Source organism: Ruegeria sp. CH11 (assembly GCF_056537105.1).
This window is the reverse complement of record NZ_JBQFQX010000024.1, coordinates 31,513-52,840: the sequence shown is the minus strand read 5'-3', so window position 1 is coordinate 52,840 and position 21,328 is coordinate 31,513. Positions and strand designations below refer to the sequence as shown.

At 58.0% G+C, this 21,328-nt stretch carries 20 protein-coding genes and 2 pseudogenes; 9 read left to right on the top strand and 13 right to left on the bottom strand.

Annotated elements, in window-relative coordinates:
• The 3 genes and pseudogenes from ACR0LX_RS21630 to ACR0LX_RS21620 form a co-directional block, all read left to right on the top strand.
• Window positions 1-75: pseudogene (locus tag ACR0LX_RS21630) on the top strand (VOC family protein); the annotation flags it as partial.
• A 270-nt stretch (window positions 76-345) separates the two neighbouring features.
• Window positions 346-2,121 carry a SulP family inorganic anion transporter gene (locus ACR0LX_RS21625; protein WP_480785420.1) on the top strand — a complete coding sequence of 592 codons (1,776 nt, stop codon included), beginning with the start codon at window positions 346-348 and terminating at the stop codon, window positions 2,119-2,121.
• 34 nt (window positions 2,122-2,155) lie between these two features.
• Complete coding sequence (locus tag ACR0LX_RS21620) at window positions 2,156-2,362, top strand: hypothetical protein (RefSeq protein WP_480785423.1); 207 nt, start codon at window positions 2,156-2,158, stop codon at window positions 2,360-2,362.
• A gap of 195 nt (window positions 2,363-2,557) precedes the next feature.
• On the opposite strand, the gene ACR0LX_RS21615 is transcribed toward ACR0LX_RS21620, so the two are convergent.
• Window positions 2,558-2,980 (bottom strand): nuclear transport factor 2 family protein, encoded by a 423-nt coding sequence (locus ACR0LX_RS21615; protein ID WP_480785419.1) that lies wholly within the window; start codon window positions 2,978-2,980, stop codon window positions 2,558-2,560.
• 368 nt (window positions 2,981-3,348) lie between these two features.
• Between ACR0LX_RS21615 and ACR0LX_RS21610 the strand changes: the two genes are divergently transcribed.
• The 6 genes and pseudogenes from ACR0LX_RS21610 to ACR0LX_RS21585 form a co-directional block, all read left to right on the top strand.
• Window positions 3,349-4,191 carry a helix-turn-helix domain-containing protein gene (locus ACR0LX_RS21610; protein WP_480785418.1) on the top strand — a complete coding sequence of 281 codons (843 nt, stop codon included), beginning with the start codon at window positions 3,349-3,351 and terminating at the stop codon, window positions 4,189-4,191.
• 233 nt (window positions 4,192-4,424) lie between these two features.
• Window positions 4,425-5,693 (top strand): fumarylacetoacetase, encoded by a 1,269-nt coding sequence (gene fahA / locus ACR0LX_RS21605; RefSeq protein WP_480785417.1) that lies wholly within the window; start codon window positions 4,425-4,427, stop codon window positions 5,691-5,693.
• A gap of 182 nt (window positions 5,694-5,875) precedes the next feature.
• On the top strand, window positions 5,876-6,121 hold the full coding sequence (locus ACR0LX_RS21600) for a hypothetical protein (RefSeq protein ID WP_480785416.1): 246 nt from the start codon (window positions 5,876-5,878) through the stop codon (window positions 6,119-6,121).
• Window positions 6,118-6,603: a bacterioferritin gene (gene bfr, locus ACR0LX_RS21595; protein ID WP_480785415.1), complete on the top strand. Its 486-nt coding sequence runs from the start codon at window positions 6,118-6,120 to the stop codon at window positions 6,601-6,603. The genes ACR0LX_RS21600 and bfr overlap by 4 nt, the downstream gene beginning before the upstream one ends.
• Window positions 6,604-6,616: 13 nt before the next feature.
• Window positions 6,617-7,264 carry a maleylacetoacetate isomerase gene (gene maiA / locus ACR0LX_RS21590; RefSeq protein WP_480785414.1) on the top strand — a complete coding sequence of 216 codons (648 nt, stop codon included), beginning with the start codon at window positions 6,617-6,619 and terminating at the stop codon, window positions 7,262-7,264.
• 31 nt (window positions 7,265-7,295) lie between these two features.
• A pseudogene (locus ACR0LX_RS21585) lies at window positions 7,296-7,517 on the top strand (integrase core domain-containing protein); the annotation flags it as partial.
• Between the two features lie 92 nt (window positions 7,518-7,609).
• On the opposite strand, the gene ACR0LX_RS21580 reads toward ACR0LX_RS21585, so the two are convergent.
• The 12 genes from ACR0LX_RS21580 to uxuA all read right to left on the bottom strand — a co-directional run bounded on the left by ACR0LX_RS21580 (window position 7,610) and on the right by uxuA (window position 21,286).
• Window positions 7,610-9,391, bottom strand: a complete 1,782-nt coding sequence (locus tag ACR0LX_RS21580; protein WP_480785413.1) for a glycoside hydrolase family 2 protein — start codon at window positions 9,389-9,391, stop codon at window positions 7,610-7,612.
• Entirely contained in the window at window positions 9,384-10,751 is a 1,368-nt protein-coding gene (locus ACR0LX_RS21575; RefSeq protein ID WP_480785412.1) for a mannitol dehydrogenase family protein, read from the bottom strand. The genes ACR0LX_RS21580 and ACR0LX_RS21575 overlap by 8 nt, the downstream gene beginning before the upstream one ends.
• Complete coding sequence (locus tag ACR0LX_RS21570; protein WP_480785411.1) at window positions 10,748-11,800, bottom strand: Gfo/Idh/MocA family protein; 1,053 nt, start codon at window positions 11,798-11,800, stop codon at window positions 10,748-10,750. The genes ACR0LX_RS21575 and ACR0LX_RS21570 overlap by 4 nt, the downstream gene beginning before the upstream one ends.
• The gene (locus ACR0LX_RS21565) at window positions 11,793-12,815 is read right to left on the bottom strand and encodes a Gfo/Idh/MocA family protein (RefSeq protein WP_480785410.1); all 1,023 of its coding nucleotides are present in this window, start codon (window positions 12,813-12,815) and stop codon (window positions 11,793-11,795) included. The genes ACR0LX_RS21570 and ACR0LX_RS21565 overlap by 8 nt, the downstream gene beginning before the upstream one ends.
• Window positions 12,812-13,849 (bottom strand): Gfo/Idh/MocA family protein, encoded by a 1,038-nt coding sequence (locus ACR0LX_RS21560; protein WP_480785409.1) that lies wholly within the window; start codon window positions 13,847-13,849, stop codon window positions 12,812-12,814. The genes ACR0LX_RS21565 and ACR0LX_RS21560 overlap by 4 nt, the downstream gene beginning before the upstream one ends.
• The gene (locus tag ACR0LX_RS21555; protein ID WP_480785408.1) at window positions 13,846-14,934 is read right to left on the bottom strand and encodes an ABC transporter ATP-binding protein; all 1,089 of its coding nucleotides are present in this window, start codon (window positions 14,932-14,934) and stop codon (window positions 13,846-13,848) included. The genes ACR0LX_RS21560 and ACR0LX_RS21555 overlap by 4 nt, the downstream gene beginning before the upstream one ends.
• A 16-nt stretch (window positions 14,935-14,950) precedes the next feature.
• Window positions 14,951-15,961 (bottom strand): NAD(P)-dependent oxidoreductase, encoded by a 1,011-nt coding sequence (locus tag ACR0LX_RS21550; protein WP_480785407.1) that lies wholly within the window; start codon window positions 15,959-15,961, stop codon window positions 14,951-14,953.
• Window positions 15,958-17,037: a carbohydrate ABC transporter permease gene (locus ACR0LX_RS21545; RefSeq protein WP_171181441.1), complete on the bottom strand. Its 1,080-nt coding sequence runs from the start codon at window positions 17,035-17,037 to the stop codon at window positions 15,958-15,960. The genes ACR0LX_RS21550 and ACR0LX_RS21545 overlap by 4 nt, the downstream gene beginning before the upstream one ends.
• Entirely contained in the window at window positions 17,030-18,046 is a 1,017-nt protein-coding gene (locus ACR0LX_RS21540) for a carbohydrate ABC transporter permease (protein WP_480785406.1), read from the bottom strand. The genes ACR0LX_RS21545 and ACR0LX_RS21540 overlap by 8 nt, the downstream gene beginning before the upstream one ends.
• A 62-nt stretch (window positions 18,047-18,108) precedes the next feature.
• Window positions 18,109-19,296 (bottom strand): ABC transporter substrate-binding protein, encoded by a 1,188-nt coding sequence (locus tag ACR0LX_RS21535; RefSeq protein WP_480785405.1) that lies wholly within the window; start codon window positions 19,294-19,296, stop codon window positions 18,109-18,111.
• A 143-nt stretch (window positions 19,297-19,439) separates the two neighbouring features.
• A complete protein-coding gene (locus tag ACR0LX_RS21530; RefSeq protein WP_480785404.1) occupies window positions 19,440-20,093 on the bottom strand; it encodes a GntR family transcriptional regulator in 654 nt (217 codons plus the stop codon).
• Entirely contained in the window at window positions 20,090-21,286 is a 1,197-nt protein-coding gene (gene uxuA / locus ACR0LX_RS21525; RefSeq protein WP_480785403.1) for a mannonate dehydratase, read from the bottom strand. The genes ACR0LX_RS21530 and uxuA overlap by 4 nt, the downstream gene beginning before the upstream one ends.
• Window positions 21,287-21,328 lie beyond the last annotated feature (42 nt).

Below are 21,328 nucleotides of genomic sequence, written 5' to 3'. Positions count from 1 at the left end.
CTGGAAGACTGGTCCAAAACCAAACGCGCACCCAAACACGCCGATTGGCTGCACGCAAAAGAACTCAAAAAATAAATCCCCGCTCCGGCAATACCCAGCCGGAGCAACCCAAATCCTAACCCAAATTATACGCGGCGGGGGCACCGAGGTCTCCCTCGCGGACTGGGCCTTGGAGTAACATAAAATCAAACAGGTGGCGCGACATTTGGGTCGCGCCATGTGCTGTTTCAGAACCCTATGAACACACCAATTTACCAACCATGTGCTAAAGTGTTCCAAGGCAAGAAACCGTACCCAAACCCGACCTGGTAACCCAATTCGCCAACATGCGGCGCATGAGGACAAATGCAGCAGTTTCTCAAGACCATCGGAATGCAACTCTCACCGATACGTCCATGGTTCGGATCAGTAACCAAAAGCACGGTGCGCGACGATGCGATGGCGGGGCTGACCAACGCCGCGATCGTGCTGCCACAGGGCGTTGCCTTTGCCATCATTGCTGGCTTGCCACCCGAATACGGATTGTTCACCGCAATGGTCGTGACGGTTGTTGCCGGGTTCTGGGGTTCGTCGATGATCATGGTGTCCGGCCCCACAACGGCGATTTCGGCTGTTCTGTTCGCAACTGTGTCCGAATTCGCTTCGCCGGGGACGGCGTTGTTTACCAGTTTGGCGGTCACACTCACATTCATGGTCGGGGTTCTGCAATTTGCAGCTGGCGCTTTGCGACTGGGTGGGCTGATTTCGTTCATCTCGCATTCGGTTCTGACCGGGTTCACCGCTGCTGCAGCATTGCTGATCTGTGCATCGCAACTGGGGGGCGCATTGGGGGTGGAAACCGAGCGCGGTGGCGGTGTCCTGGAACGCGTGCATCGCGTATGGGAGGTGCTGGACACGACCAACGGAACGGCAGTTCTGATTGCGGTCGTGACATTGGTCACCTTGCTCGTCACGGTGTGCGTCAACAAACGCCTGCCAGCCTATATCATCGCGCTGATCGCCGGCGCATTGGCCGGTTTGATCCTGAACGCACCGGAACAGGGCGTCGCCATGTTCAAACCGCTGACTTCGGTTTTGCCAACATTCGAAGCTCCGCAACTGGATTTTTCTGCTCTGCGAGACTTGCTGCCAGGGGCGGCTGCGGTGGCTTTTGTCGGACTGCTCGAGGCGATTTCCATCGGCAAAGGCTTCGCCATGCGCCGGGATGAGGAATACAATTCGAACCAGGAAATCATTGGCCAAGGGCTGGGTAATTTTATCGGCAGCTTCTTTTATTCCTATGCGGGTTCCGGGTCGTTTACGCGATCAGGGTTGAACGCCGACAGCGGGGCGAAAACGCCAATGTCGAGTCTGTTTGCAGCGGGTTTTCTGTTGATACTGCTGTTTATTGTGGCGCTGTTCGTGCATCTGGTTCCAGTGCCTGCGATGGCGGCGCTGATCATCTATGTCGCCTGGCGGCTTATCGACTTTTCCGAAATCCGCCATATCATCCGGGACAGCCGAAGCGAGACCCTGATCCTGGTCGCAACCTTTGCCACCGGCGTCCTGACCGAACTGGATTTTGCCATCCTTGTCGGCGTTCTGGTTTCACTTTCAGTTTTCCTGCACAAAAGCGCCAATCCTATCGTCTCGGTTGGCGCGCCGACGATGGTTGGGGGGCGGCGGGTGTTCAAGAACGCGATTGCCTATGACCTTGAACAATGTCCGCAGATTGCGTTCATTCGGCTTGACGGACCATTGTTCTTTGCCTCGGTCGAACATGTTTCGGCAGAAATCCAAAATCTCGAACAGTTGAATGGGCGCCATCGCACCAGGCTGATCAACCTGCGCGGCGTTGGTAAGATCGACTTGTCCGGCGCAGACTTTCTGATGAAGGAAATCCGAAAGTCGCGAGCGCAGGGGCAAGACACCTATTTGTTGGTGGCAAATCCAAAAATCATACGCCTGCTTGATCGGTATCACGTGCTTGAGGAATTGGGTGGCGACAATTCCCACCCCCACAAAGCCGAGGCGTTGGGCGCTGCCGTTGCTCAGGCCGATGATGATGTCTGTGCAGCATGCCAACTGCGGTTGTTCAACGAATGTGCGCTAAAGCCGGGGCAGGGCGGAAAAACAGACTGACACGCATGAAAACAGATCGAGATGCGAGGTGAAAATGAACTATTTATTGGCCATTTTGTTGCCACCGTTATCAATTTTGATCGCAGGTCGGCCCGTTGTGGCGGTCCTGACGTTCCTAATCTGGGTTCCGGCATTGGTTTTTTCGGGCGGTTTAACCCACCCGATGTTCATTTTGCTGGCGTGGTTTGTGATTTTCTCTGCGCGTGAAGACCGACGAGAGCGTCGCTATCGCAAGGATTGAAACGACAGTGCGCGAGAGGCGGAGATCCGAGACAGCCTGTCGTGGCAATCCATTCATTCGTCAGTTTCAAAAAAGTACTTCTCCCAGGAATTCCCTGGGAGAAGGAGGAGCGATGTAAACAAAATCATGTACATGAACACAACTTGAAAGAGAACAAATACTCTGATTTGTTTTCGCCCATGAATTTCGATCGGATTACTCGACAGGGCGAATGCTGTCGGCAACGCCTCGGTAATCAAAGAAATCCAGATGGCGGACGATCTGCCCGTCTTTGACATGTAGAACGGTCACACCATGACCGTTGAGTTCAATCTTGTCGCCCTCCAGACCGAAAAGGGCGGCAGCGCCTGTTCCGTGCACCCGAACGTGCAGAGTGACGTAATCGGCTGACTCGTAACTATCCGTAATTTCGTAGTTTTTGTGCAATTGAGCGGCGCTACCTTCCCAAAACTCCAGATAGTCGTCTTTGCCAGACAGGTATTGAGGCACGCCAAAGCCTTCCGGAGCGGTTGGATCTTCGAACACAATGTCAGGTGAAAGCATCTTGCGCACCGTATCAAAGTCGCTTTGATAAAGAGCATTGAAATAGGTTTCACCGAGCTCCTTTGGATCGGTCATGTTTGTCTCCTCGGCGAACGCCGCAGTCGTGGATAGCGAGAGTATGAGTAAGAGTCTCTTGAGCATGATATGATCTCCTCAAGATTGTATTGACAATTGATTGGCTCCGGTGTGCTGAAACTGTTTTTTCCGGCGCGCAATACGCGCAGGCCTAGCTTTTACCCCGGTCACCGTCAAGACAAACAAAGGCAGATCTGCGGATTGCCGCAGGGTGAATTCCCGCCGCCATAGGGCATCGTGATCAACGTGATGTTGGTTTGTTTTTGGTGATCGCTGCCGGTTTTGCGCGCGTCAGATCAAAGACTGCAATTTTCTGCGACATCCGGGAATCGAATCGTTAAGATTGAAACAAGAATCAGGGGATGCCGTTGAAGAGAGAACGAATTGAATCTGTAAGCCGTGCGCTGACCGTCATTCAGGTCCTGGCAGAAGAGGGGCGATCAAGCCTCAAGGACCTGAATGCCGGGACCGGTCTGTCCAACGCTGCGCTGATCCGTATCCTCAATACGCTCGAGGAACACGGGTGGGTTCGCCGTCTGTTGGCCGAGAGTAAATTCGAACTGACTTTTTGCTTTTCCAGCGTTGTGGGGGCAAAACCGCATGGGCACCCGCTGGCCGAGTTGGTGGCACCCTATTTGAAAGAGCTCGCAGAGCAGGTGCCGTGGCCCTCGGATATCGCGACCTGTACGAAGTTCGGTAAGATCAAAATCCTTGAATCGACCCGAACCCGGGTTCTGATGCCAATGAATGAACTCTACGGGCTTCAACCGTCGATGGCGCGATCGGCGATGGGGCTTGCCTATCTTGCCAGTTGTTCAGGGGACGAATGCGCAGCGCATGTCGAGAAAATCCTCAAGAACAATGACAAGCGTGATCGGTACTGGATCGAATCCGGACGCCTTGAAACCGAACTGCAGAAGACACGGGAACGAGGTTACGCCATGCGCGACTCGGATTACTGGGTCGGTTCGGATGGGCATGGCCCTGAAGCCATGGCAATCGGGATACCTATCGTCGATGGCGACAGGGTGTTTGCCAGCATGAACTTGGTCTGGTTGGCCAAAGTCTCGTCCGTTGAAGAGATCGCGGAAAAATATCTTCCAATGTTGAACGAAACAGCTCGCCAAATCGGTGCCGACATTGCCGCAGACAAACCGCTTGCCGACACATTCGATTTTTCGCGGCGATTGTCTGATGACAGCTTGATCTGACCCAATGAATTCATCGCAAAAGCACAGTCCAGTTCGGAGGGCGAACCACGTAGTTTATGAACAACGCAAGCAATGCAACACTGAAACAAGACGTTTTCTCACCGCTTTCTGCTTGCGGCGGGCTGGGGGAAACAAATGACGAGCGAACTGCCAATGTGCCGGATCAGAGAGTCTGAACTACCGGAGGTGACCATCGTGGCGAGCCACCGGACCGGCAATCGCGGAGGAACGATATGACGACGTTGAATGAAACCCATGACCCCAAGCGCCAGAGCTGGGTCGAAAGCGCCAATGATGCGAGCACGGATTTTCCCATCCAGAACCTGCCTTACGGTGTTTTTTCTGTTGGCGACGGTCCAAAACGGGTCGGGGTGGCTATCGGAGACCAGATCCTTGACCTGACCGCGCTGGAAGCGGCGGGACGGCTGACCCCGGGCGGGTCGGACAAGGTATTTGCCGATGGGGTTGTGAACCCTCTGATGGCGCTGCCGCAATCGGTTTGGTCGCAGACGCGGGCGGCAATTGGCGACTTGCTGGATGCCGAGGGCGGTGACCGGTCGTTGCCGCTGGTGGCACAGGCAGAGGCCGACATGCACCTGCCGGTCTTTGTGCGGTCCTACACCGACTTTTACGCCTCGAAAGAGCACGCAACCAATGTCGGAACCATGTTCCGTGACCCGAACAACGCACTGATGCCGAACTGGCTGCACATCCCGATCGGCTATAATGGCCGGGCCTCGACCGTCGTCGCTTCGGGTACCCCGATCCACCGACCCAACGGTCAGCTCAAGGGCCCGCAAGACGAGGTTCCACGCTTTGGCGCGTGCGAGAAGCTGGATATCGAGCTTGAGCTGGGTGCCATCGTGGGCACACCGAACCCGATGGGAACGCCCGTCAGCGCCGCCGAAGCCTACGACAATATCTTTGGCTACGTATTGATGAACGACTGGTCGGCCCGCGACATTCAGGTCTGGGAATACCAACCGCTGGGTCCGTTCCAGTCCAAGGCTTTCGGCACCTCGATCAGCCCCTGGCTGGTGACCCGCGAGGCGCTTGAACCGTTCCGGGTTTCCGCCCCCGAGCGGGTTCAGCCTCTGTTGCCTTATCTGGAAGAGAAGACGCCCAACAACTTCGATATCGAGATGGTCGTCGAACTGACGCCAGATGGGGGCAAGCCAGCGGTGATTAGCAAAACGAATTACAAGTACATGTATTATTCGTCAGCACTGCAGCTGGTGCATCACGCCTCGTCGGGATGCGCGATGTGCACCGGGGATTTGCTGGGATCGGGGACGATTTCGGGCCCGACGCAGGACAGCTTCGGCTCGATGCTTGAATTGACCTGGAATGGCCGCGACGCGCTGCCCGTCGATGGCGGCACCCGCACCTTCCTCGAGGATGGCGACAGCATCAACATCACCGGCTGGTGCGAAGGCGACTATCGGATCGGCTTTGGCAATTGCGAAGGCAAAATCCTGCCGGCGCCGGATTTCGGGGGCTGAAACGCGCCATTGCGGAGCGGCCAATCCACGGGGCCCGGCGTTTCGACCCGGGTCCTAATTCGAAGGAGAAGCGGCCGATTGCAATATCGGAGAGGACCTTAAGGAGCTTGCGACATGACGGCACCGCAGAAGGCGAAAACTTCAACAAAAACAACTTCATCCTCGGTCATAGGAGCGGCGCAATGACCATTATCTGTCAATGTGCCGTAATCCGTGAAGAGGAGATGGAGAAAGCCATCCGCACGCTTCTGGAAAAGAACCCCAAGGCACAGATCACGCAAAGCCGCCTGTTCAAGGAGATGGGCGTAAAGCCCGACTGCACGGATTGTGCGCCGCTTCTGAACCACAAAATCACCCATATCACGGCAGAGATCACGCTCAGCGGCATGCTGCGCGGCGATGAAATACCCAGGAGATTGAAGAAATGAAGGGCAATGAAAAGGTCATCGGTTATCTGAATCAGGCGCTCAAGCACGAGCTTACAGCGGTCAGCCAGTTCTGGCTGCACTACCGGTTGCTGGACGACTGGGGTTTCCAGAAAATGGGTGACAAGTGGAAGAAAGAGTCCATCGAAGAGATGGTCCATGCGGACGATCTGATTGAGCGGATCATATTCCTGGAAGGTCACCCCAACCTGCAGCACCTCAATCCGCTGCGCATCGGGGAAACTGTGCGTGAGGTTCTCGAGGCTGATCTCAAGATCGAATACGAGGCACGCGCGCTGTACAAAGAGGCCCGTGAGGTCTGCCGCGAAGAAGGCGATTTTGTCACCATGTCCCTGTTTGAAAAGCTGATGAGTGACGAAGAGGGGCACATCGACTTCATCGAAACACAGATGGATCTTTATGATCGTATTGGTGAGCAGAATTACGGCGCGCTGAACGCGCAGCCTGTCGATCAACTCGACTGAGAAGGGCCCTCCGGTGAGTGACGTAATATTATATGACTATTGGCGGTCATCGGCGAGCTATCGGGTTCGCATCGCCTTGAATCTTTTGGGCGTTTCCTACGAGGCGCAGCAGGTAAACCTTCTTGCTGGTGCACATCGCTCGGCGGCGTATCTGGCGCTCAATCCACAGGGGATTCTGCCGTCGTTGCAAATCGATGGCCAGGTGCTGACGCAGTCTTTGGCGATCATCGAGTATCTGCATGCTACGGTGCCGGGCTCGACCCTGCTGCCTGAGGACCCGTTGGAGCAGGCGCGGGTGCGGCAGTTGGCCTATGCCGTCGCGATGGAGATCCACCCGGTCTGCAACCTCCATGTTGCCAAACATGTGGTTGAGCTGACCCAGGGTGGTGACGCGGCGCGTGTGGAATGGATGCGCCATTTCATTCGCAAGGGTCTGGTGCCCCTGGATGCCTTGCTGGCGCAGAACCCGTCATCGTCCTTTTGTTATGGCAACGTGCCGACCATGGCCGATTGTTGCCTGATCCCGCAGCTTTATAACGCCGATCGCTGGGGCGTGGACTATTCCGACCTCGCCCATGTCAGCCGCGTCGCCGCGCTGGCCGAAGACATGCCGGCCTTCATCGCCGCACATCCCGATCAGATCGGACCGCCAGAGGACTAGAGGGGCCACAGGCACAACGACAACTATTCGCGTGATTAGCCCTTGGGAGAATGGCTAGGTCGAGAGTTTCAACGCTCGGTTCAGAGGCGAGCTTCTAAATCGGGAAATCTTCTACTCATTGAAAGAAGCACAAATCATCATTGAAAACTGGAGGAAGCACTACAACACCAAGAGACCACACAGCGCATTGGGTTACAATCTGCCCGTACCAGAGAACATTGTCCCGAGGGACCAGAGGCCAGTCATGCACTAACAACCAAACTGGACCAGTCAAATCGTGCCAACCAGTCTTTTTGAAAGCTTGCCCCGCAACCTGAGCGCCGTTCCGCCTGTCAACAGGATCGGCTAGTCTTCCGTGCTGCCCGCGAGTTCTGAGTAATATGCCGCCAGCACTTCAAAAGCTGGTTTCATGGTCGTTTTGTCGGCGGCGATCAGGCCTTTCCTATTGAATCCGCGCTGGTAGATGCCCTGACGCCGTTCGGTTCGGAAATCGTAAAGAATCCAAGGGGTCATGCCCTTTACATAGTCCAGTCCACGCAAGATCTCGATCTGTCGGCGATAGACTTCGGCCTGATAAGCGACGCTGAAAAGCCCCGTATTGGGTCCCGCGGTGTGATCGCCGTCGGCACCGGTTTCCGAGACGACCACGGGGCGGTCGGGATTGGAGTTCTTGCCGATTGTCTGCAGATCGCGAAAGTCCTGTTCGTACCAGCCGTAATACTCGTTGATCCCGATCACATCGATATGGGCCGCAAGCCGGTCTTCGATGGCCAGAGAGTGGTGGTTAATCAGACACGCGGCGGCGGTCAGGCGGCTTGGGTCTTCGGTTTTGGCGAGGTCGGCCAGACCTTTCATAAAGTCGAGCCGGGCGTCTGTATCCGGGTTTTCGTTGCCGACCGACCAGATAACGACGCTGGCCCTGTTCCTGTCGCGCTGGATAAGCTCCCGCAGTTGGTTTTCCGCATCACGCCGGGTCGCTGGGTTGGCAAAGTCTATGGCCCAGTAGACCGGTATCTCTTCCCAAAGCATAAGCCCGACCTCGTCCGCGATCCGGGCGGCGAGTTCGTGATGGGGATAGTGCGCCAGCCGCAGAAAGTTGCAGCCCAGTTCGCGTGCATGGCTAAATCGGCGACGGATGTCCGCTTCGTTGGTGACTTTGCCCGCGCGCTCGTCATCCTCGTGAACAGAGATACCACGCAGAAAGACGGGCTGACCGTTGAGAAAGATCTCTGCGCCGCGCCGTTCAATCCGGCGAAAGCCTACACGATCGCTGACGCGGTCTTCTCCGGCGGTCAGCGTGATGTCGTAAAGAACCGGCGTCTCGGGCGACCAGAGATCTGGTTGCGCTGGGATCGTTGCCTGGGCGGCACCGTCTGACACTTGCAGCGTTGCGTCGACCCCGAGGGCCGGGACCTTAAACGTGGCTTCTGTCGCAGGTCCATCAATTCTGGCGCTGACACAGATATTACTGCCTGAAAGACGGACAAATAGGTCCCGTATGACCGTTTGCGATGTCTCGAACAGCTCAACGTCACGATAGACCCCGCCATAGTTGAACCAGTCGGTATTCTTCATCGGCACACGGTCTGAGGTCCGAGTGTTGTTCACGCAAAGCATGACCCAGTTTGTGCCCGCCTCTAACGCAGCGGTCAGTTCGACGCAAAAAGGGGTCGAGCCGCCAGCGTGGTTGCCCAGAAACTTGCCGTTTAGAAAAACCTTGCAATCGTACTGAGCCGCGCCGATGCGCAAGAATAGCCGTCGACCGGGGGGCAGATGATAGTCAAAGGCGCGCGTGTACCAGGCCGAGCCTTCAAAAAAATACCAGCGGTCGCGCAGCATTTGCCAGCACGACGGCACAGGGACCGTTTCACCGTCGTAAGGGTCATAGTCCCAGGGTTCGGTGCGTTCTCCGGCGGACAACGGTGACAGGGCGAACCATTTCTGGCGCAACCCGGTATCGAGCAGATCGACACAAAAGTACCAGTCCCCATTCAGCGACTGCCCCTCACGCCCGCCGGTAAAGATCATGGTCTGGGCATTGAGGTTTTGGGGATCGAACGCCTTGCCGTAGCCTTCGTAGTGAAGCGACGCCAGCGCGTTTTCAGCAAGCTCTGACCTTTCAAGCATCGTGGGCCTCGATATATTTCCTCAGGCCGTCGGCAAGAGCCGCACCTTCCTTACCGTCGAGCACCTCATGTGCTGCAAGAACTGCAGTGATGAGATCGGGCGTCAGGTTGTTAAGCGGGGCCTTTGCGTCGCTAAGGGTCTTAAGCGCGGCTTCGGGCGGCATCGGTGCAAGCTTGGCGAGCCAGTCTGCCAAGGGATCGTGCAATGCGCGCTCGGCGCGGGTTTCGCGGCGGATGCGTTCCAGCCAGGCGGCAATCGCCATTACCAGCCCTGGAGCATTCCGTCCTGACCGGCGCGCGTCAAGAAGCGGTGCCACCAGTCGCTGTGGGATTTTCTGCGACGTGTCGCTGGCAATCTGAGACAGCGCATGATTGAGAGCCGGATTGTCGAACCGTTCGAGCAGAGCCTGCCAGTACGCCGCGAGAACAGCCGCCCCGAGAGACAGATGCGGGATCACCTCGTAGCGCGCGGTTCCATCGATCAAGCGCCGCAAAACCGGGTTAGCCACAGCATCGGCCACGTAACGATGACCCAGCATCGGTCCAAGCATCGCCAAGGTCGTGTGGGCGCCGTTGAGCAACCTGAGTTTCGCCTCTTCATATGGGGCAACATCGGCGACCCAATCGACCCCCGGTAGTGGCGGGCGTTCATCGGCGAAATTGTCCTCGATCACCCATTGAGAGAAGGGTTCGGTCACGACGGGCCATGCATCCTCCAGGCCGGTCAGGGCCGAAACTTCGACGCGGTCCTGTGCGGTCGTGGCGGGCGTGATCCGGTCCACCATGCAGCTTGGAAAGCGGACCGACTGGTCGAGGTATTGCCCGACCGCCCGACCTTTGGTCGCGGATCGCACAAGCATTTCGGTGACGCGACCATTATCGCTGAGATTGTCGCATGACAGGATCGTCAGCGGCCCTGCGCCCATCTCTGCCCGCCGCGCCAGCCCGGCAGAAATCGTGGCTGCAAGCGCGGGCGTATAGCCCTTTTCAGTCACGGTCAGCGTCAGCAAGCGGATACTCGGGTCGGCCAAGGCCGCAACCGCCGCGTCCGGGCCGACCTCGATCGACATTACCGCGCCGATCACCCGCGCTGAAATCCCCGCAGCGCCGCGTTCGGCCAATGTGTAGAGGAAATCTTGCGGGCCCAATCGATCAAGCGTGTCGGGGCTGCGCATGGATATCGCGCGAATGCCCCAGCTTGGATCCTTTGCCAAAGCCGTATCCACATAGGCGGCCTGATGCGCCCGGTGAAACGCGCCGATCCCAATATGCACGATCCCGGCTCTGATCCCTGCGCGGTCATAGCCCGGCGGGAGCCCGGGCCCAGCGTATCCAGAAAGTGCCGCGTCGGTCAGTCTCATGGCCGCAACGATGCTGCAATTGGCAACATCCTATCAACCGGAAGCGTTACCTGTTCCCCGGACCGATCCGATTGATAGATCGCTGCCACCAATTCGATCGAGGCAAGCCCCTCTGCAAGCGTCACTTCGCGCCCCTCACGCCCCTCCAACGTGTCTGCGATGGCCTCAAAAAGTCCCGCAAACCCTTCAGGGGCAGTCGGCGCATTGTTGACCACCTCGTCCACCCTTGATTGCACCGACGTGTCACGCGCGATGAACTGCCATTGATCCTGACCCGGCGTGTACGGCGCACAGCCGCTTTCCGCGGTAAGGTGGTCAAAGACAAGCCGCAGTCGCGTTGTGTCAGTAGCGGCGCCCAGCGTAATCGACGACGTGGCCACCGCGCCGTTCACCATTCGCAGCGAGATGGCGGCGCAATCTTCGGTTTCGATGGGATTGGCGCGGGTGGTCAGCATTGCGGAAACATCGGCCACCGGTCCGAAATGTTGGGTCAAAAGGTCATGGGCATGAATGGCATGACTGAGCACCGCACCGCCAAGTTCGCGTTCCCACGTGCCGCGCCACGGGTTGGCGTAGTAGTCACTGTCGCGGCTCCAGTGCGTTTCAATTGACGCCGCCAGAGGGCGCCCCAGCAACCCAGCCGCGCGCAGAGCGCGCAATTGATCGAACGCCCGACCGTACCTGTACTGAAACACCGGGAACACGCGTTGTTGCGATCTGTTTTCGGCCTCAACAAGACGATCAGCGTCGCTCAACGATCCGGCCAAGGGTTTTTCGACGATCACGTGCTTGCCTGCGTCGAGGGCGCGTATGGCTACGGGAACATGCATCGATGGCGGCAGGCAGATATCGACGATATCCACACCCGGATCGGCGAGAACGTCGTCAATGCCCGTCGTTGCGCGTGCACCAGTGGTCGCTGCGTATTTTTGGGCAAGCTGTTGATTGGTATCGCAAATCACCGCGATCCTGTACCGGTCGGTCAGCTGGGCATACCCACCGATATGCTCACCACCGATCCCGCAGCCAAGTATCGCGACGTTAAGCATTCGCAAGACCTCGAAGCCGCGTTGCTCTGGCCTGCGCCCTAAGCGCCAGCTCCATCACAGTGAAACAGTGGCTCTGCGGCATCGCGGTTTGCGTCCGGTTCCGTACGTCCTGGATCAGTCGGTCAAAATACGGCAAAGCCGCGCCGGATGCGTCGATATGTTCGCAGCGATCCCCATTGACGAGGATGACATGGTCCGTGCCTTCGCGCCCGGTGACGTCGACGTATTTTCTCAGTTCGATATACCCTTCGGTGCCTAGAATGGTCAGGCGTCCATCCCCCCAGGTTGGCAGCGCGTCTGGGGTGTACCAATCCACGCGGATATAGCCGCTGCCTTTGTCTGAACGCAGCAGGATCTCTCCGAAATCCTGCAGACCGGGATGGTCGGGATTTGCAAAGTTGCCGACGGCCGAAGCCACGACTTCGGCGTTGTCCGACCCGGTCAGATAAAGAAACTGATCGATCTGATGAGATCCGATATCGGTCAGAATCCCGCCATAGGCCGCGTCATCGAAAAACCAGTCCGGACGGGTCGGAAGGTTGAGGCGGTGCGGGCCAAGCCCGACCGTTTGCACGACGGTCCCGATTGCCCCTTCGGCGATCAATTCGGCCGCGCGCGTGACGGCCGGAACTTCGAAACGTTCGGAAAAGTCGACCGACCAGATGCGACCCGTTTCGGCCACACAGGCTCGCAATGCCGCCAGCTGGTCAAGGGTGGTACAGCCGGGTTTGTCGGTCATCACGTCTTTGCCGGCCTGCATGGACTTGATGGCCAGGTCGGCCCTTCGGGACGGGATATCCGCGATCAGGATCAGGTCGATTTCGGGATCATCCAGAAGCGTCCTGGTATCGGTAACGCGTGGGATGTCAGGAAACCGCTGCAAAAATCCGGCCAAGGGCTGAGGGTCACCTTCGGTATACCACCCCTTGCAGCTACATCCGCGGGCCTGCATTTGTCCCAGTTGCCCATATATGTGCCGGTGATCGATCCCGATCACGCCAAGCGTCAAACTCATGAGATTGTCTCCAGCTCAATGCGCTGCTGTGTGCGCGACGACTGTTCCAGGGCGGCGATCAACCGGTGAACCTCCAGCGCCATCGCGCCGGTAACACGCGGATCGCGACCCTGATCAATGGCATCAGAAAAATCCGCGATCAGCGATTGATGCCAGCTGAACGGGAACGCCATCGGATCGGTTCCGCCGCCAGTTCCCTCTGCTTCGTCGCCATAGGTCGTGACGCGACCATCGCGCCACTGAACTGTCAGAACACCCGATTTCAGCGTCGCCGAGGCGTGATCAAAATCGAACCGCAGGCTTTCGGCCTCACCGGGGAAGCTTGCGGTGCTGGCAAAGAGCTGGCCAACCGCCCCGCTGGCAAACTGCAAAAGGCCAACGGCAACGTCCTCGGCTTCCATTTCATGAAACGATGTGGTTGTGCAGATCGCATTAACCGCGGCGACAGGACCGGTCAAAGACAGCATCAGATCCAGTGTATGAATCGCCTGACTGATCAGGACGCCGCCACCGTCGCGGGCATAGCTGCCCCGGCCCGGCTCGTCGTAATACGCCTGATCACGCCACCAGGGCACCTCGGCCCGCACCACCCGAACCGCACCCAGGTCACCCGACCGGATCAGTCGATCAAGCGCCTCGGACGCAGCGCGAAATCTATGTTGGAAAACCACGCCAAGGCGCACGCCAGCGTCTTCGCAGGTTTGAACGATCGCCTGCGCCCGCTTCAGATCACGCTCCAGCGGTTTTTCGGACAAGACATGTTTTCCCGCGCGCGCGAATTGGGTGACGATATCCTGGCGCGCGTTGGGCGGCGTGATCAGAAGCAGCGCATCGACATCCGGGTCTTCGGCCAGTGACCCAAGATCAGAGACCGACCTAAACCCGTAGGTGTCGGAAAAGGATTGCCGGGCTGCGGGGCTGCGAGCATAGGCACCGATCACATCAATTCGATCGGACAGCGCCTGCAGCGCGAGGGCATGAGGTTTGGACGCCATACCAAGCCCAACGACCGCAAATCGGATCTTGTCGCTCATCCCGCGAACCCGTTTGCGAGCGTCTGACCGTTCCGGTCAAAGACATGCAGGTTGGTCCGGTCGATGCGGAGCGCGACCTCCTGACCTTCGGCAACGGACAACTGGCCTGGACGGTGCGCGGTGATCTGCGGCAGTCCTTCGGCATCGCAATACAGATAGGTTTCACCGCCCAGCTGTTCGGCCAGAGAGCAACTTGCCACCAAATCGGCCTCGTGGTTTTCGGTGACATCCAGATGTTCGGGCCGAATTCCAAAGGAACACGCGTCACCCGGCGCCAGCCCTTTGATCGGCGGCACCGCCATGGTGCATGGCCCGGACCGAAGGATCAAACCGCTCTCGTCCGCTACTGCGGTGGCGTCAAAGATATTCATCCGGGGCGAGCCGATGAACCCTGCCACAAAAACGTTCTGGGGTTTGTTGTAGAGATCAAGGGGTGTTCCGACCTGTTCGATCCGACCCGCCTGAAGCACCACGATTTTGTCCGCCAGCGTCATCGCTTCAACCTGGTCATGGGTGACGTAGATCATCGTGCCGCCGATGTCGGCATGAAGAGCCGCCAGTTCCTTGCGCATCGTTACGCGCAATTCGGCATCGAGATTTGAAAGCGGTTCGTCAAAGAGAAAAGCTTTGGGATCGCGCACAATGGCCCGTCCGATGGCCACCCGCTGACGCTGGCCGCCTGACAATGCCTTCGGTTTGCGATGCAGGTAATCCTGAAGCTGCAGCATCCGGGCGGCAGAATTCACACGTTCGTCGATTTCGGCACGTGGCAGTTTCGAATTCTCCAGCCCGAAGGCCATGTTCTTGTAGATCGACATGTGGGGATAGAGAGCGTAAGACTGAAACACCATGGCCAACCCCCGCTCCGACGCCGGGATCGAGTTGACTGTATCGCCATCGATGACCACCTCGCCGCTGGTGATGTCTTCCAGCCCCGCGATGATCCGAAGCAAGGTGGATTTGCCGCAGCCAGACGGCCCGACAAAGACGCAAAACTCGCCGGAATCAACCACCAGATCGATCCCGTGGATGACGTCGACCGAACCATAGGCCTTTTTCACCTCTGACAATCGTATTTCAGTCATCGTTTCCCTTTCAGTCCTATCGGCTGCGCATCGCCGCTGCATGTTTTGGATTGGCCCGCTGCATTCGAAGCGGCGGGTGGTCCTTGAGAATCTGACCGATATCGTCAAGCATCGCCTCTCGAATACGGGCGTATGACGCCTTTAGCCCGCCAGCCAGATGGGCCGAGTAAAGCGTGCCGTCGTTTGATCGCCACGGGCTGTTTTTCGGAACAGGTTCATGGGGAAAGACATCCACTACCGCGCGAAACGCACCGGACGCGGCAAGCTCAAGGAAGGCGTCGAACTCGACGATCTCGGCGCGCGAGGCCAGAACAACCGTTGCATCCTGGCGGATTGATGCCAGGCGCGATCGGGTCAGAAAACCTTCGTTCTCGGTCGTGACACCAGCCAGCAGGAACAGCACGTCCGATTGCGAAATTGCCTCTTCAAGGCCAACGGGTTCGACCCCTTCGGCCCGAAGATACCCGTCCGACAGCCAAGGATCGTAAACACTGAGCTGCACACCGAACGGACGCAGCAGAGGAACAAGCGCACGTCCGAGATTGCCATATCCTACCAGCGCGACTTCCGCACCAAAAAGCGATCTGGCACTCTGGTTGCCAGCGATGCCATATGCCTCTTGCCCGGACCGGAACAGCGCGTCGGCGTTTCCCAGACCCCGCAGCGAGACGATTGCCTGCGCCAGACAGTATTCGGCAACTGCGGGCGCCATTGCCGGAGCAGCAGACAGGACGTGAATGCCACGGGCCTGACAGGCCTCGTAATCGATATTGGGTTCCCAGTTGGCTTTGACGTTCAGGATCGCACGCAGGTTTGGGGCCCTGTCCAACCGGTCACGGTCTATCGCCGTCTGACCGATCAGGATCGTCATCCGGTCGAGGTTAGCCTCGACCAGATCGTCGGGCGCGCGCGATCCCCAATGGGTTACAACATCGCCCATCTGATCGAGCGCCGCAGCGCAATCGGGCGTATAAACCATCTCCTGAGTACGGGGGTACGGATCCATGAAGATCAGGGGGCGGCTCATTTCATCCCCGATGACGCGATGCCGGTCGTTATGAATTTCTGAAGGAACGCAAACACAAGCGTCACCGGGATCAGAGTGACCACGGTCATCGCGAGGATGTAATGCCACTGGACATCCAGCTCTCCCTGGAAGGCATTCAGACCAACCTGAAGCGTATAGACTTCAGACCGGTTCAGAACGATCAGCGGCCAGAGGAAATCGTTCCACCGCCACATGATCGAAAAGATGGCCAGTACCGCCATCGCGGGCATGGCAAGTGGCAGGACGACTTTCCAATAGATCGCCCATTCGCTGGCCTTATCCATTCGCGCCGCCTCAATCAGATCTCGGGGAATGGTCAGCATGTACTGACGCAACAGGAACACGCCGGTCGGGGTCGCAGCCCCGGGCAGGATAACGGCCCAAAGCGAGTTGATCATACCCATGGACGTGACGACCAGATAGACCGGCACCAGAATGACCGTGATCGGGATCATCAACGTGCCAATCACCAAGAGCATGATGGCGGCGCGTCCCCGGAATTCGTAGATGGCCAGCCCGTAGGCTGCCATCGAGTTGATCAAGAGTGTCACAAGCGTCGCCACGACCGTTACAACGACGGAATTATACAGGTACCGGGTGAAATCGAACCGCTCTAACGGATCGCGGTAGTTTTCCAGAGCCATGCGGAATTCGCGGACTTCGGTGCGCCGGTTGATTGGTACCTGGATCGTCTCGCCGGGGTTTTCAGGATCGACCATCTGGCTCATGATCCCGATCCTGCGTACCTGAGCCAGTTGCTTGACCGAGCCGTCCTCGAGCGTTGCTTCAAAAAGCGGTAACGGATCGTCATATCCTTCGACCTGAATTTCGATTTGCCCGAGGGGCAGGAAGGTCGGTGGAAACTCCAAGAGCGCGGAGGATGTTTTGAACGAAGACAAGACTAACCAGATAACCGGCCCAAACATCAACAGAACGCCAAATCCCAGGTACATGTAGGTGAAAACATCGGTCCAGTGCAGGCGCCCGTTGGTGCCGCGCGTAGCACCAAGCAGGCCCCTGATCGTACGCGAAGATGTGGCGGCGGCGTCAGACATCGTCTTTCCTCCGGGTCGCGGCCAACTGGGCCATGGTCAGAACAAAAAGCGCCACGCCAAGCACCACCGAGGCGGCAGAAGCGAGACCGAAGTTCTGCACCTGATTGGTGAAGCCGGTGTTGTAGATGTACTGGACGATGAACTGCGTGGCCGTGCCCGGCCCGCCACCGGTCAGCACGAAGACCTCGTCGAAAATCTGCACGCCCTTGATCAGCGCGAGCACGATCACGACCAGCATGTTGGGCCACAATAGCGGCAGGGTTATGCGCCAGAACACGCGCTCCTTGCTGGTTCCGTCCATCTCGGCGGCCTCATAGAGGTCAGGCGGGATTGCCTGCAGCCCGGCTAGAAGGATCAGCGTGTAAAACCCCATATGCGCCCAGATCGACACGAAGATCGCCCAGAACATCGACCACTCCGGACTGACAAAGAACAGGATCTTGTCGAGCCCGATCGAGACGAGAAAGGCGTTCAGAATTCCATCGCGCAACAGGATCCACTTCCAGATCAACGCCACGACCACCGGTGACAGAAGGACGGGGAAGAAGAAAACCGCGCGAAAGAACCCGCGCGCACGGATTTCGCGATTCAGGATCAGCGCGGTGATGAGTGAGAATAGGACCATGAAGGTCACCTGAAAGAAGATAAACACCAGCGTGTTGTAAATGCCCTTCCAGAACCGATCCTCGCGACAGGTCTGAGGATCGGTAAAGGCCTCGCAATCCAGCAGATAACCGTATTGTTCAGTGCCGATAAAGGGCCGGTCCGTCAGGTAGAGCTGCGTGCCCCCGGTCAGAGAATAGAAGAAGTTGATAAAAAGCGGCAAAATGACGAAGAGGCCAAAGAACACCAGGTTCGGCAACAGAAAGATCCAGGGCATCCGCTTGGTGCCGATACCCCGTTGGATCGCTGTAAATAGCGGGTCCAGCGCCCGGAACAACAATCGCACAGGTGCCCCCGCAAGACTGGCAATCCGGTCACCCGTGGTCTGATCGCTTTGTTGCGCCATCGAGGCTTCCCCCTTCGCGTGGTGCCCTGGCCCGCGCAGGCGGGCCGGGGCAGGTCCGGTGATTACTGGCGTTCTTTCTCGGCCAGTTCCTTGGTGACGTCGTCGGTCATCCGTTCGTACGCCTCGTCAAGCGTCAGTTCGCCGACGATCGCTTCGTTCAGACGGCTGATCAGCGCGTTGAACATGACACGGTTGTTGGCGTAGCCTTGCAGGTCAAAGGCCACAGGCGAAATCGCCGGAACGGCACCTGCAAAGGTTTCAAGAGCGTGCTGAGCGCGCGGGTCCTGGGTGTCAAACGACACGCCACCCTCGGCCAACCCGAGGTGTCCGGGGATGAACAAGGTCTTACCGTAGAATTCGGCAAGTTGTTCTTCCTGAGCGAGCCAATCCATCAGCTTGGCCACTTCCTCGGGGTGTTCGGTACCGGCCAGACCGACAAGTGCCGCTCCACCCGGCATGCCTGTGCAGGCTGCGGGTCCGCAAGGCGCGGGTACTGCCCACCAGTCGAACGCATCGCCGATGGTTTCGGCGAATTGCGGGATCTGCCACGAACCGGACATGTACATCACGACCTGTGCGTTGGCGAAATCTTCGTTCGCGCCAAGATAGGTGGAACCCGACACCGAGCCCCACAGCTCTTTGGACATGGTGCCATCCTGATGCCAGTCATAAAGCCGCTGGGCCATCGCCTTGAGCCCGTCATCAACGAGCGCGGGATTGCCTTCGGCGTCAAACATCTTGGCGCCCATCGCAATCGCCGGACCTGAAACGCGGTGGCCGGATCTGTCCCATGCCATGGGGATCGGAATTTCAAGCTTTTCGGCGACTTCGTTCACGGCGGTGGCATAGTCGTCCCACGTCGCACCATCGCCGGGCATCTCGACCCCGGCCTGCTCGAATAGCGTTTTGTTGACATAAGGACCGGTCACGGTGAGCTGGGTCATGAACCCGTTGATGGCGTCCCCGTCAGGGTCGAGCCACTTCAGGAACGGTCCGAAACTTGTCTGCCAATACTCGGTGTCACTGATGTAGGGCGTCATATCGAGATAGTATTGCGACAGACCGCCAAGGTCGGTGACACGCGCAAGATCCGGCCCCTCGCCAGCGGCAAGCTGTACCGGCAGGCTTTCGATGATCGCCTTATAGGGGACGACATCAAGAACCACCGAGATGTCGGGGTTTGCTTCCTCAAAGCGATCGAGAAGCCCTTGCATGACTTCGCCTTCGATGCCGTCGTTGTACCACGTCATGCGCAGTTCCGTCTGCGCAAACGCGGAACCCGCCGAAAATGCAAGCGCAAGTGCGCTTGTTCCCACAAGTCTCTTAAATGTGCCGGTCATAGTTTCCTCCCTTGAAAAGTTCGCTGTTTAAGCGCCCGGCAGGGCTGTCTTTCTCATTGTTCGAGCTCGAGAACCGAGGCCACATGGATAGCCATCGCTTTTGAGGCTCCGGCGACGTCACCCGCCCGAATGCAGTTGATGATGTCCAGATGCTCCTGAAACGCGCGTTGTGAGCGCATCGGTATGCCTGCCATCAGGGTATAGCGCTGACGGTCAACATGCCCTTTTACCGATTGCACCAGCTTCCACGATGTCGGCGTCCCCGCCAGTTCGGCAAGCTTTGCATGGAACGCTTCGTCATGCTGAAAAAAGGTAGCATAGTCATCCACATCGGCCGCAACCGCCTGAAGCGAGAGCAGACGCTCAATCGCGCTCAGATCAACGCTTTCTCTGGCCAGTTTTTCGACAACGGCACATTCAAGGGCCGAGCGGATGAAGACAGCCTCATTCAATTGCGCCACGTCGAGCTTGGCCACAAGCGTGCCGACCTGAGGGCGTACTGTCACCAACCCTTCGGTTGCCAGTTGCTGCAGCGCCGCCCGCAGAGGCGTGCGGCTGACATCGAATTCCTGCGCAAGTGCGGCTTCCGAGATGCGCTCGCCAGGCTGCAGAGTGTTGGCCACGATGCGGCGCCTGAGGATCTCGTAGAGCTGCTTCGGGATGGGTTGGGTCCGGTCCAGACCGTGATCGACAAGGCTCATGTTCATGCGACCTCCACCCCGAGACCGGCAATCACGCCACGCAGTTCGGCCAGCCCCTTAAGGCGTCCGACCGCCGGATACCCGGGTTGAGCGCCTGCGGTCAGATCACTTAGGATTTCTTGCCCATGATCGGGGCGCATTGGGATTTCCCAATCGCTGCGCCCCTCGCTCTGGCGACGGGCCTCTTCCTCGAGCAACACGCGAACGACGCCGACCATGTCTGTCTGTCCCGAAAGATGTTCGTCTTCAAAAAACGAACACGGGATGGTGTCGGTGTCGCGAGTGACGTTGCGCAGGTGCGCAAAGTGGATGCGCGGCGCAAACTGCCTGGCAATCTGGACGCAGTCGTTGTCGGGGCGCGCGCCAAGCGAACCCGTACAAAGCGTCATTCCGAACGCGGAATCCGGAACGGCGTTAAGCACGTGTGCATAGTCGTCGGCAGTAGACATTTCACGCGGCAAACCGAGCAGGCGAAATGGCGGGTCGTCTGGATGACAGCACAGGCGCACACCCAGCCGTTCTGCCGTCGGCACGACCTCGCTAAGAAAGTCGATATGATGTTGACGCAACCGATCTGCGCTCAGCCCGTCATATCGCCGCAGTGCGTCACGCAATTCATCGAGAGACCAGTGATCGGCCGAGCCGGGCAGACCGGCCCCTATGGTTTGTGTCAACTGCGCCTGTTCCGTGTCACTCATACAGGAAAAGCGCGCGCGCGCCGCGTCCAAAGTGGCATCGTCGTACTCGTCCTCAGCCCCCTTACGTTCAAGCACATAGAGATCGAAAGCAGCGAATGTCGACAGATCGAAGCGCATGGCGGTTCCGCCGTGGGACATCGGAGCCCGCAAATCGGTCCGCGTCCAATCGAGCACGGGCATGAAATTGTAGCAGATGACCTTGATACCCGCCTCCGCCAAAGCCTCAAGCGACGAACGATAGGCAGTGATGTGTTCGCGCATGTTGCCGGACTGGGATTTGATGTCTTCTGATACGGGCAGGCTTTCGACGACACTCCATTCCAGCGTGCCACCAGTTGCGACAGCAATCTCGTTTTGTCGCTGTCGGATGTCGTTGCTCTGCCAGGGTTGGCCGGTTGCGATATGGTGCAGGGCGGTAACAACATGTGTCGCGCCGGCCTGACGAATATCGCTCAGCCGCACTGTGTCCTTGGGTCCGAACCAACGCCAAGCCTGTTGCACATCTCCCCCCGACTCGTATACTTGTATACTAGTGTACCAATT

Coding starts and splice junctions, on each gene's coding strand:
- ACR0LX_RS21625 (WP_480785420.1), top strand. CDS start 346: ATGCAGCAGTTTCTCAAGACCATCGGAATGCAACTCTCACCGATACGT.
- ACR0LX_RS21620 (WP_480785423.1), top strand. CDS start 2,156: ATGAACTATTTATTGGCCATTTTGTTGCCACCGTTATCAATTTTGATC.
- ACR0LX_RS21615 (WP_480785419.1), bottom strand. CDS start 2,980: ATGACCGATCCAAAGGAGCTCGGTGAAACCTATTTCAATGCTCTTTAT.
- fahA (WP_480785417.1), top strand. CDS start 4,425: ATGACGACGTTGAATGAAACCCATGACCCCAAGCGCCAGAGCTGGGTC.
- ACR0LX_RS21600 (WP_480785416.1), top strand. CDS start 5,876: ATGACCATTATCTGTCAATGTGCCGTAATCCGTGAAGAGGAGATGGAG.
- bfr (WP_480785415.1), top strand. CDS start 6,118: ATGAAGGGCAATGAAAAGGTCATCGGTTATCTGAATCAGGCGCTCAAG.
- ACR0LX_RS21580 (WP_480785413.1), bottom strand. CDS start 9,391: ATGCTTGAAAGGTCAGAGCTTGCTGAAAACGCGCTGGCGTCGCTTCAC.
- ACR0LX_RS21575 (WP_480785412.1), bottom strand. CDS start 10,751: ATGAGACTGACCGACGCGGCACTTTCTGGATACGCTGGGCCCGGGCTC.
- ACR0LX_RS21570 (WP_480785411.1), bottom strand. CDS start 11,800: ATGCTTAACGTCGCGATACTTGGCTGCGGGATCGGTGGTGAGCATATC.
- ACR0LX_RS21565 (WP_480785410.1), bottom strand. CDS start 12,815: ATGAGTTTGACGCTTGGCGTGATCGGGATCGATCACCGGCACATATAT.
- ACR0LX_RS21560 (WP_480785409.1), bottom strand. CDS start 13,849: ATGAGCGACAAGATCCGATTTGCGGTCGTTGGGCTTGGTATGGCGTCC.
- ACR0LX_RS21555 (WP_480785408.1), bottom strand. CDS start 14,934: ATGACTGAAATACGATTGTCAGAGGTGAAAAAGGCCTATGGTTCGGTC.
- ACR0LX_RS21550 (WP_480785407.1), bottom strand. CDS start 15,961: ATGAGCCGCCCCCTGATCTTCATGGATCCGTACCCCCGTACTCAGGAG.
- ACR0LX_RS21545 (WP_171181441.1), bottom strand. CDS start 17,037: ATGTCTGACGCCGCCGCCACATCTTCGCGTACGATCAGGGGCCTGCTT.
- ACR0LX_RS21540 (WP_480785406.1), bottom strand. CDS start 18,046: ATGGCGCAACAAAGCGATCAGACCACGGGTGACCGGATTGCCAGTCTT.
- ACR0LX_RS21535 (WP_480785405.1), bottom strand. CDS start 19,296: ATGACGTGGTACAACGACGGCATCGAAGGCGAAGTCATGCAAGGGCTT.
- ACR0LX_RS21530 (WP_480785404.1), bottom strand. CDS start 20,093: ATGAACATGAGCCTTGTCGATCACGGTCTGGACCGGACCCAACCCATC.